Annotated in this window: 12 protein-coding genes (1 of these 12 cut by a window edge); all 12 read left to right on the forward strand. The window is 57.4% G+C overall.

Translation table 11 applies throughout. The annotated features are described in order from the left end of the window. Window positions 1-16 precede the first annotated feature (16 nt). The gene (gene hisS / locus C8C95_RS17805) at window positions 17-1,279 is read left to right on the forward strand and encodes a histidine--tRNA ligase (protein ID WP_243415782.1); all 1,263 of its coding nucleotides are present in this window, start codon (window positions 17-19) and stop codon (window positions 1,277-1,279) included. Window positions 1,280-1,293: 14 nt separating this feature from the next. After that, window positions 1,294-1,992 carry a tetratricopeptide repeat protein gene (locus C8C95_RS17810; protein WP_116749452.1) on the forward strand — a complete coding sequence of 233 codons (699 nt, stop codon included), beginning with the start codon at window positions 1,294-1,296 and terminating at the stop codon, window positions 1,990-1,992. Window positions 1,993-1,994: 2 nt separating this feature from the next. Then, window positions 1,995-3,158 (forward strand): outer membrane protein assembly factor BamB, encoded by a 1,164-nt coding sequence (gene bamB / locus C8C95_RS17815; protein WP_082564873.1) that lies wholly within the window; start codon window positions 1,995-1,997, stop codon window positions 3,156-3,158. A 13-nt stretch (window positions 3,159-3,171) separates the two neighbouring features. Further along, window positions 3,172-4,515 (forward strand): ribosome biogenesis GTPase Der, encoded by a 1,344-nt coding sequence (gene der / locus C8C95_RS17820; RefSeq protein WP_056062205.1) that lies wholly within the window; start codon window positions 3,172-3,174, stop codon window positions 4,513-4,515. A 105-nt stretch (window positions 4,516-4,620) separates the two neighbouring features. Beyond that, complete coding sequence (gene hfq / locus C8C95_RS17825) at window positions 4,621-4,875, forward strand: RNA chaperone Hfq (protein ID WP_056743269.1); 255 nt, start codon at window positions 4,621-4,623, stop codon at window positions 4,873-4,875. 93 nt (window positions 4,876-4,968) lie between these two features. Beyond that, window positions 4,969-6,114 carry a GTPase HflX gene (gene hflX / locus C8C95_RS17830; RefSeq protein ID WP_207780616.1) on the forward strand — a complete coding sequence of 382 codons (1,146 nt, stop codon included), beginning with the start codon at window positions 4,969-4,971 and terminating at the stop codon, window positions 6,112-6,114. Between the two features lie 53 nt (window positions 6,115-6,167). Further along, complete coding sequence (gene hflK / locus C8C95_RS17835; RefSeq protein ID WP_116749454.1) at window positions 6,168-7,538, forward strand: FtsH protease activity modulator HflK; 1,371 nt, start codon at window positions 6,168-6,170, stop codon at window positions 7,536-7,538. A 9-nt stretch (window positions 7,539-7,547) separates the two neighbouring features. Continuing rightward, a complete protein-coding gene (gene hflC, locus C8C95_RS17840; RefSeq protein WP_056061999.1) occupies window positions 7,548-8,456 on the forward strand; it encodes a protease modulator HflC in 909 nt (302 codons plus the stop codon). A 30-nt stretch (window positions 8,457-8,486) separates the two neighbouring features. Further along, window positions 8,487-8,666, forward strand: coding sequence for a DUF2065 domain-containing protein (locus C8C95_RS17845; protein ID WP_347707488.1), 180 nt, complete (start codon window positions 8,487-8,489; stop codon window positions 8,664-8,666). Window positions 8,667-8,756: 90 nt separating this feature from the next. Continuing rightward, window positions 8,757-9,905 carry an ATP phosphoribosyltransferase regulatory subunit gene (locus C8C95_RS17850; protein WP_116749455.1) on the forward strand — a complete coding sequence of 383 codons (1,149 nt, stop codon included), beginning with the start codon at window positions 8,757-8,759 and terminating at the stop codon, window positions 9,903-9,905. A gap of 27 nt (window positions 9,906-9,932) precedes the next feature. Continuing rightward, complete coding sequence (locus tag C8C95_RS17855) at window positions 9,933-11,309, forward strand: adenylosuccinate synthase (RefSeq protein ID WP_116749456.1); 1,377 nt, start codon at window positions 9,933-9,935, stop codon at window positions 11,307-11,309. A 58-nt stretch (window positions 11,310-11,367) separates the two neighbouring features. Beyond that, on the forward strand, window positions 11,368-11,732 hold the 5' portion of the coding sequence (locus C8C95_RS17860; protein WP_056062011.1) for a phosphoribosyltransferase. It continues 160 nt past the right edge of the window; the window shows 365 of its 525 coding nt (coding positions 1-365); it begins with the start codon at window positions 11,368-11,370; its stop codon lies beyond the right edge, outside the window.

Below are 11,732 nucleotides of genomic sequence, written 5' to 3' on the forward strand. Positions count from 1 at the left end.
GGTGGCGGTGAAGGGCATGAACGACATCCTGCCGCCAGAATCCGCCCGCTGGGAATGGTTGGAGGCCAAGGTGCGCGACCTGATGGCGCGCTATGCCTACCGCAATATCCGCACTCCGATTGTCGAGCCCACGCCCCTGTTTGTGCGTGGACTGGGCGAGGTCACCGATATTGTGGAGAAGGAGATGTACTCGTTTGAGGACCGCCTCAATGGAGAGCAGCTCACCCTTCGCCCCGAAGCGACGGCCGGTGTGGTGCGCGCCGTGGCGGAGCACTCCATGTTGTACGACGGTGGCAAGCGGCTGTATTACATGGGTCCCATGTTTCGTCATGAGCGCCCCCAGCGTGGACGCTACCGCCAGTTTCACCAGATCGGCGCCGAGGCACTGGGGTTTCCGGGTGCCGAGGTCGATGCCGAGTTGATTCTTCTGGCGAGTGCCCTGTGGCGCGACCTTGGCCTGCAGAATGTGCGTCTCGAACTCAACAGTTTGGGGCAGCCGGACGAGCGCAAGGCTCACCGTGCTGCATTGATCGCGTATCTGGAACAGCACGTCGATGCTCTTGACGAGGAGGCGCGTCGGCGGCTGCACAGCAACCCTCTGCGCATCCTCGACACCAAGAATCCCGCGATGCAGTCGCTGGTGGAAGCAGCGCCTCGTTTGATTGACTTTCTGGGTCAGGAGTCTTTGGCGCATTTCAATGCCGTCAAGGCCATTCTTGATGCCAACGGGATAGCTTGGACTGTCAATCCTCGCCTGGTGCGTGGCATGGACTACTACAACCTCACTGTGTTCGAGTTTGTGACGGATCAGTTGGGCTCGCAGGGCACGATCTGCGGTGGGGGGCGCTACGACTACTTGATCGAACAAATCGGTGGCAAGGCCGCACCGGCGGTGGGTTGGGCGTTGGGGGTCGAAAGGGTACTGGAGTTGCTCAAGGAGCAGCAAAGTGCCACCCCTTTGCTGGTTCCGGACGTCTATGCCATTGTCCCTTCGGCGGCCGCGTTACCTCGGGCTGTGGCTACTGTCGAGCAATTGCGCCAACATGGTGTTCGTGTCCAGATGCACGCGGCCCCTTCGCTGGAGGGCATGGGCAGTATGAAATCGCAATTCAAGAAGGCTGATGCCAGTGGTGCAATGCACGCGCTGGTGTTTGGCGATGATGAGCTGTCTCGTGGCATGGTGACTGTCAAAGCCTTGCGTGATGGCGCAGGTGAGCAAACCGAGCGCCCGCTGGGCTTGGTCGCGCAATGGTCGGCCACCCTACAATCCACCCGCTAACCCAATCACATTCCATGGCAAATCATCTCGACCTTGAAGAACAAGAGCAGCTAGACCAGCTCAAGCATTTTTGGAACACCTGGGGCACGTTGATCAGCTCCGTGGTCATTGTCGTTGCAGGTGCAGCGGCTGCTTGGAACGGTTACCAGTACTGGCAAACCCGGCAGGCCACGCAGGCGGCTGCGTTGTTTGATGCTGTGGATGTGGCTGCGCGGTCTGCCGATAACGTCCGCATGGAACAAGCTTTTGCCGATCTGAAGTCTAGATATGCAGGGACTGTCCAGGCTGGGCAGGCAGGCTTGACGCTCGCCAAGGCCATGCAGGGCACTGGTAATGTCGAAGGCGCCAAAGAGGCGCTTCTGTGGGTTGCAGAACAATCGTCAGACGAGGGCCTCAAGGCCTTGGCCAAGTTGCGATTGGCTGGTGTGCTCATGGATCAAAAGAACTATGACGAAGCACTCAAGCAACTGTCCAGCAGTTTCGCTCCGGAGTTTTCTGCTGTCGTGGCGGATCGCAAGGGTGATGTCCTGATGCTCCAGGACAAGCGTCAGGACGCGATTGCTGAGTACACCAAGGCATATAAGGGGTTTGAAGACAGTGTCGAGTACCGCCGTCTGGTGGAAATCAAGCTGAACGCGCTGGGTGTCTCGCTGCAAGGTGTGAATGTGGCTTCTGCTGTCTCTTCAACCGCAACACCTGCGGAGTCCAAATAACCATGTCGTCGCCTATCAACGCAAGGTCAGGGCACCAATTTTTTGTGCGCGGTCTGGTGGTAGCACTAGTGGCTGCCACGTTGGCCGGTTGTTCTTTGTGGAGCGCCGACAAGTCTAAGCCTGTGCCTGCCGACCTCGGAGCCAATGTGGCCGTTCTGGGCGTGCGGCAAGCATGGACTGCGCGCCTTGGCAATGTGGCTGGATTGCCATTGGAGGTCCATGTTGCTGGCAATGTGGTGACCGTCGCGTCAGCTGATGGAGCGGTGGCAGCCCTGGACGCGCGTACGGGGGGGGATATCTGGCGAGCAGCGCTGGCTGAGCCTCTGTCGGCAGCTGTGGGTAGCGATGGCAAGTTCGCGGCGGTGGTCTCCCGTAACAATGCACTGATCGTTATTGATGGGGGGCGTGAGCGTTGGCGTGAGACGCTCGCTGCTCAGGTATTCACACCACCTCTGGTTGCAGGCGGTCGTGTTTTCGTGTTGTCGGCAGATCGATCCGTGTCTGCCTTTGATCTGTCGACAGGTCGTCGTCTCTGGGCCCAGCAGCGCCCTGGGGAGCCTTTGATATTGCGCCAGGCTGGTGTCTTGACCGCTGTGGGTGACACGCTGGTGGTGGGGTTGTCAGGCCGTTTGGTCGGATTGAATCCTGACAATGGCAGTGTGCGATGGGAGACCCCCATTGCCAGCGCACGGGGCACCAATGACGTGGAGCGCCTTGTCGAGTTGGTGGGGCGCACCAGCCGTGTGGGCGAAACAGTGTGCGCTCGATCCTTTCAAGCTGCTGTGGGTTGTGTGAACACGGCGAGGGGAACGACCGTCTGGACGCAGCCTGCTAGCGGAGCAGAAGGCGTTCACGGCGATGCAGAGGCCATTTTTGGCTCTGAGAGCAATGGCACTCTTGTTGCGTGGCGCCGCGCGGATGGTTCACGCTTGTGGGGTATCGATCGACTCAAATACCGCAAACTCACGGCGCCGTTGCTTCTAGGGCGCTCGGTAGTCGTCGGTGACGACTCGGGTTTGGTGCATTTGCTGTCTCGTACAGATGGTTCGCCCCTGAACAGGCTGGCGACAGATGGGTCTGCCATCGCTGCTGCCCCAGTCGTGGCTGCAGATACCCTGGTGGTTGTTACCCGCAATGGCGGCATTTACGGATTCCGTCCAGATTGATCGGTCTTATTCAATGAAGCCAGTTATCGCCCTCGTGGGGCGTCCGAATGTCGGCAAGTCCACGCTCTTCAACCGTCTGACCAAGTCGCGTGACGCTATCGTCGCTGACTTTGCGGGACTTACGCGTGACCGGCACTACGGTAACGGCAAGCAGGGAAAACACGAGTACATCGTCATTGATACCGGTGGCTTCGAACCCGACGCTTCCAGCGGCATCTACCGCGAGATGGCCAAACAAACGCAGCAGGCCGTCGCAGAGGCGGACGTGGTGATTTTTGTGGTGGATGCCCGTGCAGGTGTCTCCGCGCAAGACCACGACATTGCCAATTACTTGCGTCGCTTGGGCAAGCCTTGCGTGCTCGTCGCCAACAAAGCGGAGGGCATGCTCCAGGGCGTCCAACTAGCGGAGTTCTATGAGCTGGGGCTGGGCGAGGTTTATCCTGTGTCTGCGGCGCACGGGCAGGGCATACGCAGTTTGGTTGACATTGCGCTGGAGCCGCTCAATCTGCCTGAGCCTGACGATTCGGATACGGCGTTGGACAAGGGCGTAATCAAGCTTGCCGTGGCGGGGCGCCCCAACGTGGGTAAGTCCACCCTGATCAACACGTGGCTTGGCGAGGAGCGACTGGTGGCATTTGACATGCCCGGCACGACCCGCGATGCCATCACTGTGCCTTTTGAGCGCAATGGCCAGCGCTTTGAGCTGGTGGATACTGCAGGACTGCGCCGCAAAGGGAAGGTGTTTGAGGCTATCGAAAAATTCTCGGTAGTGAAAACGCTCCAAGCCATCGAGTCCGCAAATGTGGTGCTGTTATTGCTCGATGCCACCCAGGGGGTAACGGACCAGGATGCCCATATCGCGGGCTATATTCTGGAGAGTGGCCGCGCTGTGGTTCTGGCGGTGAACAAATGGGATGCCGTGGATGATTACCAACGGCAGCTCTTGGAGCGCTCCATTGAGACGCGGCTAGCGTTTCTGAAGTTTGCTTCGTTGCACTTCATTTCTGCGAAGAAGCGTCAGGGGCTTGGCCCTCTATGGACATCTATTGCCCAGGCCCACCGGGCGGCCACCTGCAAGATGTCCACGCCAGTGCTCACCCGACTGTTGCTGGAGGCCGTTCAGTTCCAAAGCCCCAAGAGGGCGGGGATGTTCCGCCCCAAAATGCGGTATGCGCACCAAGGCGGCATGAATCCGCCCGTGATCGTGATCCATGGTAACTCGCTGGAGCACGTGACTGATGCTTACAAGCGATTCTTGGAAGGGCGCTTCCGCAAGGAGTTTGATCTTGTGGGGACCCCTTTGCGCATTGAGATGAAAACCTCGCACAATCCTTTTGCGGACAAAGACGAGGCCTGACGACAAAGGCTCCTCAGTCGAGGGGCCATGTGTGTTAAAGCCAGAGCGTGCGTCTGGCTGTGGTAAGGTGCTGGTTTACAACAACACTTGAACACGGAGAATATCGTGAGCAATAAAGGCCAGCTTTTGCAAGACCCCTTCCTTAACGCATTGCGTCGGGAGCATGTTCCAGTGTCCATCTATTTGGTCAACGGGATCAAGCTGCAGGGGCAAATCGAGTCTTTCGACCAGTATGTGGTGTTGCTGCGCAATACGGTGACGCAGATGGTTTACAAACACGCGATTTCTACGATCGTTCCAGGTCGGGCGGTCAATTTCTCTACCTCAGAAACCCCTGATGCTGACAACAGCAACTCTTGAGTTGTTGTCTGGTAGCGGGGCTCGCTTTCTGAGCGAGGTAGAGCAGAGAGAGGGTGGTTGGCTTTGAGTTCGGCTTCCGCATCCTCGTCCGCTATGACGCCGGTGTTGCTGGTGGGCGTTGATTTTGGTCTCCCCCACTTCGATGCTGAGTTGGAAGAGTTGGGACTGCTCGCCCAGACGGCGGGTTTACGGCCTGTTGCTCGCATTACGTGCAAGCGGAAAGCACCGGACGCGGCACTCTTTATTGGCTCTGGCAAAGCGGATGAAATTCGCACCTTGGCCCAGATGCATGGGGCATTGGAGGTGCTGTTTGACCAATCACTCAGCCCCGCGCAGCAGCGTAATCTGGAACGTCATATCGAGCTTCCAGTCAATGACCGCACGCTGTTGATTCTGGAGATCTTTGCGCAACGTGCGCGAAGCCACGAAGGCAAGCTTCAGGTTGAGCTCGCCAAGCTGCAGTATGTGAGTACACGGCTGGTGCGGCGCTGGTCTCACCTGGAGCGCCAAACTGGCGGTATCGGTGCCCGGGGCGGTCCGGGTGAAAAGCAGATCGAGCTGGATCGACGGATGATTGGTGACGCGATCAAGCGCACCAGAGAGCGCTTGATCAAGGTCAAGCGTCAGCGCTCCACGCAGCGGCGCCAGCGCGAGAGGCGCGATACCTTCAATATTTCGCTTGTTGGGTACACCAACGCGGGTAAGTCCACGCTTTTTAATGCTTTGGTGAAAGCGCGAGCGTATGCAGCGGATCAGCTTTTTGCCACGCTAGACACTACAACACGCCAGTTGTATCTGGCAGATGCGGCGCGATCTGTTTCTCTGTCCGATACGGTGGGCTTTATCCGGGATCTCCCGCACGGATTGGTGGATGCCTTTCAGGCTACGCTGCAAGAGGCTGTCGATGCAGATCTGCTGCTTCATGTGGTGGATGCTTCCAACCCGGATTTCCCGGAGCAGATGGCGCAGGTGGAGCGAGTGTTGCTGGAAATTGGTGCATCGGATATTCCGCAGATACTGGTGTTCAACAAGCTTGACGCATTGCCCGAAGAGCGACGCCCCTCCCTGCTGGTAGACCAATACGAAGTGGGGGGGCAGTCGCTTTCCCGTCTGTTCGTCAGTGCTCGATCTGGAGAAGGTCTTGATGATCTGCGCCGCGCTTTGGCCGATAGGTTGATGGCTACGCGTGAGGATATGACCCCAGCAGACGCCCTTGAATTGCCGGATATGTTGCCCTGATTGGGCACAATGCATGATCGAATGACGCCATCAGAGAACCAGAGATTTTGCGCATGAATTTTCATACTCGCACCCTACGCTGGGCTTCATTGCCGGACCGTATTCGGGGCATGTTCAATCTGAACGATCCACGCTGGGGTCGCGGGGATGATAAGTCGGAGGACGGTAGTGTGCGCCCTGAGGATCGACCTGCAGCGCCACCCGCAGGTCAGAGGGGTGGGGATCAGCGGCCAAGCAATGGCCAGCAGCCGCCTGATCTCGACGAGCTCTGGCGTGACCTTAATCGCAAGCTTGGCAGTCTGTTCGGGGGAAAGAATGGTTCTGGCCGTGGCCCGGGAGGAGGGGCTGGCGGTGGCTTTCAACCTGATATGAAAAGCGCCGGTGTGGGTGTTGGCTTGATTGCTGGCATTGCGTTCGTGATCTGGATGGGCACAGGTTTCTTCATAGTGCAAGAAGGCCAGCAAGCCGTCATTACGCAATTCGGCAAGTACAAAAGCACCGTGGGTGCAGGTTTTAACTGGCGCTTGCCTTACCCAATTGAGCGACATGAGCTGGTTTTTGTGACACAAATTCGCTCCGCTGATGTGGGGAGGGACACGATCATCAAAAGCACGGGCTTGAGAGAGTCCGCGATGCTGACCGAAGACGAAAACATCGTGGAGATCAAGTTTGCTGTTCAGTATCGCCTGAGCGATGCCAGGGCATGGCTTTTCGAAAGCAAGAATCCCTCAGATGCCGTGGTTCAAGCAGCGGAGACCGCCGTTCGCGAGGTGGTGGGCAAGATGCGCATGGACACGGCATTGGCTGAAGAGCGAGATCAGATTGCGCCTCGCGTTCGCGCGCTTATGCAGACCATATTGGACCGTTACAAAGTTGGCGTCGAAGTTGTTGGCATCAATTTGCAGCAGGGCGGTGTGCGGCCGCCTGAGCAGGTGCAGTCCTCCTTTGATGATGTCCTCAAAGCTGGACAGGAGCGCGAGCGTGCCAAAAACGAGGCACAGGCTTACGCGAATGATGTGATTCCACGCGCTGTGGGCTCTGCCTCTCGTCTGAACGAGGAGGCTGCTGCGTACAAGGCGAGGATCGTTGCACAGGCTCAAGGTGACTCGCAACGGTTTGCTTCTATTTTGGCGGAGTACCAGAAGGCTCCGCAGGTAACCCGTGATCGTATGTATCTGGACACGATGCAGCAGATTTATGGCAACGTGACCAAGGTGCTGGTGGAGTCGCGTCAAGGCTCCAATTTGCTGTACCTGCCGCTCGACAAAATTATGCAAGGCGTAGCAAGCGGGTCCGGAGCGCTGGATGCCCCTGCGGCCACCAGCTCGCCTCCAGCGGTGTCACCAGCAACACCCGCACCAACCTTTTCGAATGACGCTCGCGCGCGCGACACCAGCCGCACCCGTGAACGTGAATCCCGCTAGGAGTAGTTCGTGAACAGAGTCGGTTTTATTGCATCTACCCTTCTGGTGGTGCTTGCTCTCATGAGCTCCATGCTTTTTGTTGTGGACCAGCGGCAGTTTGGAGTCTTGTATGCACTGGGTCAGATCAAAGAAGTGATCACGGAGCCTGGCCTCAATTTCAAGCTGCCTCCTCCATTTCAGAACGTCACTTACATAGACAAGCGTTTGCTGACCTTGGACAGCACGGACACCGAGCCCATGTTGACTGCTGAAAAGCAGCGTGTCGTTATCGACTGGTATGTGCGCTGGCGCATTTCCGAGCCCACTGAGTACATTCGCAACGTTGGGCTGGATGAGACGGCGGGCGCTATGCAGCTCAATCGGGTGGTTCGCAATGCTTTCCAGGAGGAAATCAACAAGCGCACGGTGAAAGAGCTGCTCTCACTCAAACGCGAAGCGCTGATGGCTGATGTCAAGCGCGAAGTCTTGGAGACAGTTCGTGGTTCCAAGCCCTGGGGGGTTGATGTGGTGGATGTGCGTATTACCCGTGTTGATTACGTGGAAGCCATCACTGAATCTGTGTACCGGCGCATGGAAGCGGAGCGAAAGCGCGTGGCCAATGAGTTGCGCTCTACAGGTGCTGCAGAAGGCGAAAAGATTCGTGCAGACGCAGATCGTCAGCGCGAGATCACAATCGCCAATGCCTATCGGGATGCTCAAAAGCTGAAAGGTGAGGGCGACGCGGAAGCGGCCCGCATCTACGCCGAAGCGTTTGGCAAAGATCCTCAATTTGCCCAGTTTTATCGCAGTCTCGAGGCGTACAAGGGCAGTTTCAATAAGAAAAGCGATGTGATGGTGCTGGACCCATCGTCCTCTGACTTCTTCAAGGTCTTTCGCGGCTCAGCGTCTGCATCGGCGCCTGTTGCTCCACGCAAGTAAACAAGTGGCGCTGGTTGTGAGAGGTGAATGATGTGGGACAGCCTTTGGACGGCATTTGCCTTGGTCCTGGTAATTGAGGGTTTTTTGCCTTTTTTGTCCCCCCAGGTCTGGAAACGTACGGTTGCGCAGATCGCTCAATTGCAGGATGGCCAAATACGCTTTTTCGCATTGTTGGCCCTGGCTGCGGGTCTTCTGATGCTTTGTTTCTGAACGCTGTCACACCCCTCGACTAGGAGATTCCTTGGGGAGTCTCGCCCGGTCCCGGTAGAATCACGGTTTTAACAGCCTCCCCTTTTCTCCATGTCTGCTTGGGTCCTTCCGGATCACATTGCCGATGTCTTGCCGTCTGAAGCGCGGCACATCGAAGAATTGCGTCGCGGGCTGCTTGATACAGCCCGTTGTTATGGTTATGAGTTAGTGATGCCCCCGCTGTTGGAGCATCTGGAATCTCTCCTTACGGGCACTGGCGAAGCGCTGGATCTGCAAACCTTCAAACTGGTGGATCAGCTATCTGGTCGTTCCATGGGGCTGCGAGCTGATACGACTCCGCAGGTTGCTCGCATTGATGCGCATTTGCTCAATCGCAAAGGTGTGACACGTCTTTGCTACTGTGGTCCTGTGTTGCACACGCGTCCTGACCGCCCGCATGCCACCCGCGAGCCTCTTCAGTTTGGTGCCGAAATCTATGGGCATACCGGGCTGGAGGCCGACCTTGAGGCTTTGCAGTTAGCTCGCGAGTGTTTGCGAGTTGCCAATGTACGCGACACAACCATTGATCTTGCGGACGTGCGCATCGTCCGCAGCCTGTTGGCTGGTGTGAGCGTGAGCCCGCAACTGCTCAGCGGCATTCATTCTGCTTTGGCGGCCAAGGATGCGGGAGAGTTGACAGTCTTGACGCGTGGCTTTCCTGAGGATTCTCGGCAAGGCCTTCTCGCTCTTGTCCAGCTATATGGAGACTCTGCTGTTCTGGCTGAGGCTGAAAATGCGCTGAAGCGCATTTCTGGTGTGTCTCAAGTGCTATCAAATTTGAAGTGGTTGGCGTCGCGTCTTGATGGAGCCTCTGTCACTTTCGACTTGGCTGATTTGCGTGGATATGCCTACTACAGCGGTGCGCGCTTCGCGATCTATGCGCCCGGTGCCAGCGATGCCCTGGTGCGCGGCGGCCGGTACGACGAGGTGGGGGCAGTGTTTGGCCGAAATCGTCCTGCGGCGGGATTCAGTTTGGACATCAAGCAGGTGGTTGGCGTGGTGCCACCCCGTGCGCTGAAGGCTGCCATTCGTGCTCCCTGGGGCGAGGCTGCGGATGTGAATGCAGCGATTGGAGAGCTTCGGTCCGCTGGGGAAACAGTGGTGTGTGTTTTGCCAGGGCACGAGAGTGAGGTGGATGAGTTCCACTGTGATCGTGAACTGGTTCAGGTTGCGGGCCGTTGGGTCGTGCAGGCTGTTTGAGCAATTGTCATTTGAATTGGGTTTGAGATGAAAGCAACCAAAGGTCGCAACGTAGTGGTGGTCGGTACCCAGTGGGGCGACGAAGGCAAAGGCAAGTTGGTCGATTGGCTGACGGAGAGTGCTCAAGGGGTCGTGCGTTTCCAAGGGGGGCACAACGCTGGCCACACGCTGGTGATCAATGGCGTGAAGACGGCGCTGCATTTGATCCCGAGCGGCATCATGCGCCCTGGGGTCAAGTGCTACATCGGCAATGGCGTGGTGCTTTCTGCAGCGAAGTTGTTTGAGGAAATTGAGGGGCTTGAGAAAGCCGGTGTCGAGGTTCGTTCGCGCCTGCGCATCAGTGAGGCTTGCCCGCTGATCCTGCCTTTCCACGCGGCAATTGACGTTGCGCGTGAGGCGGCCCGAGAGCAGGGGGGGGCTGAGAAGATTGGTACCACCGGCCGTGGCATTGGTCCAGCTTACGAGGACAAGATTGCCCGCCGTGCCTTGCGCGTACAGGACTTGAAGTACCCTGAGCGATTTGCTTCCAAGCTGCGCGAATTGCTGGATTTGCATAACCATGTACTGACCACGTACCTGGGCTCTGCAAAGTTCGTTTTTGGCGATGCGCTGAAGCCATACATCCAGGATGGCAAGGTGCAATTTGATGTCGTGTACGCCGAAGCCATGCGCCATGCAGAGTTGCTGAAGCCCATGATGGCTGATGTGTCGCGAGAGCTCAATGAGGCGAATCGCGCGGGTGCCAATCTTCTCTTTGAGGGCGCTCAAGGGACCCTGCTGGATGTAGACCATGGCACATACCCGTATGTCACCTCCAGTAACTGCGTGGCGGGGAACGCTGCTGCAGGATCTGGCGTGGGGCCGGGCATGCTTCATTACATCCTCGGTATCACCAAGGCGTATTGCACCCGCGTTGGTGGCGGGCCTTTCCCTACAGAGTTGGATTGGGAAGTGCCTGGTACGCCCGGTTATCACATGAGCACGGTGGGCGCTGAAAAGGGCGTGACAACGGGGCGTAGCCGTCGCTGTGGCTGGTTTGATGCAGCTTTGTTGAAGCGCAGCGCCCAAGTCAATGGTCTTACTGGCCTTTGCATCACCAAGCTGGATGTGCTGGACGGGTTGAACGAGTTGTTGCTGTGCACGGGCTACGAGCTCGACGGTCAGCGTATTGATTTGCTTCCCATGGGCGCTGAGGACATCGCTCGGTGCACGCCAATTTATGAAACGCTGCCCGGCTGGAGTGATTCCACCGTCGGGGTGACCGAGTACAACAAACTGCCCGAAAGTGCGCGCCGCTATCTTGAGCGTATCGAAGAAGTGACGGGGGTTCCGATCGACATGATCTCAACCAGTCCTGATCGAGACCATACGATCATGATGCGCCATCCTTATGTCGCCGTCTGATCTGCAGTTTTGCCTTGCTGCCATCAAGTAAACGCCAACTATTCAGGAATCATCCACTATGTTGACCGAAGACGGAAAACACCTCTATGTCAGCTATGACGAGTACCACAGCCTCATCGAAAAGCTGGCGCTGAAAGTTCATCAGTCGGGTTGGGCATTCGACACCATTCTCTGTCTCGCGCGCGGTGGGTTGCGCCCAGGTGACATTCTCAGTCGTATCTTTGACAAGCCGTTAGCCATCATGTCTACGAGCTCCTACCGTGCCGAGGCAGGAACGGTGCAAGGACATCTTGATATTGCACGCTTTATCACCACGCCCAAGGGTGAAATTGCAGGGCGCGTGCTCTTGGTCGATGATCTGGCTGACTCAGGGCACACCTTGCACGCGGTGATCAACATGCTCAAGACCAACTACGCGCCCAT

The sequence above is a fragment of the Acidovorax sp. 99 genome (genome assembly GCF_003096455.1).
GTDB lineage: Bacteria > Pseudomonadota > Gammaproteobacteria > Burkholderiales > Burkholderiaceae_C > Acidovorax > Acidovorax delafieldii.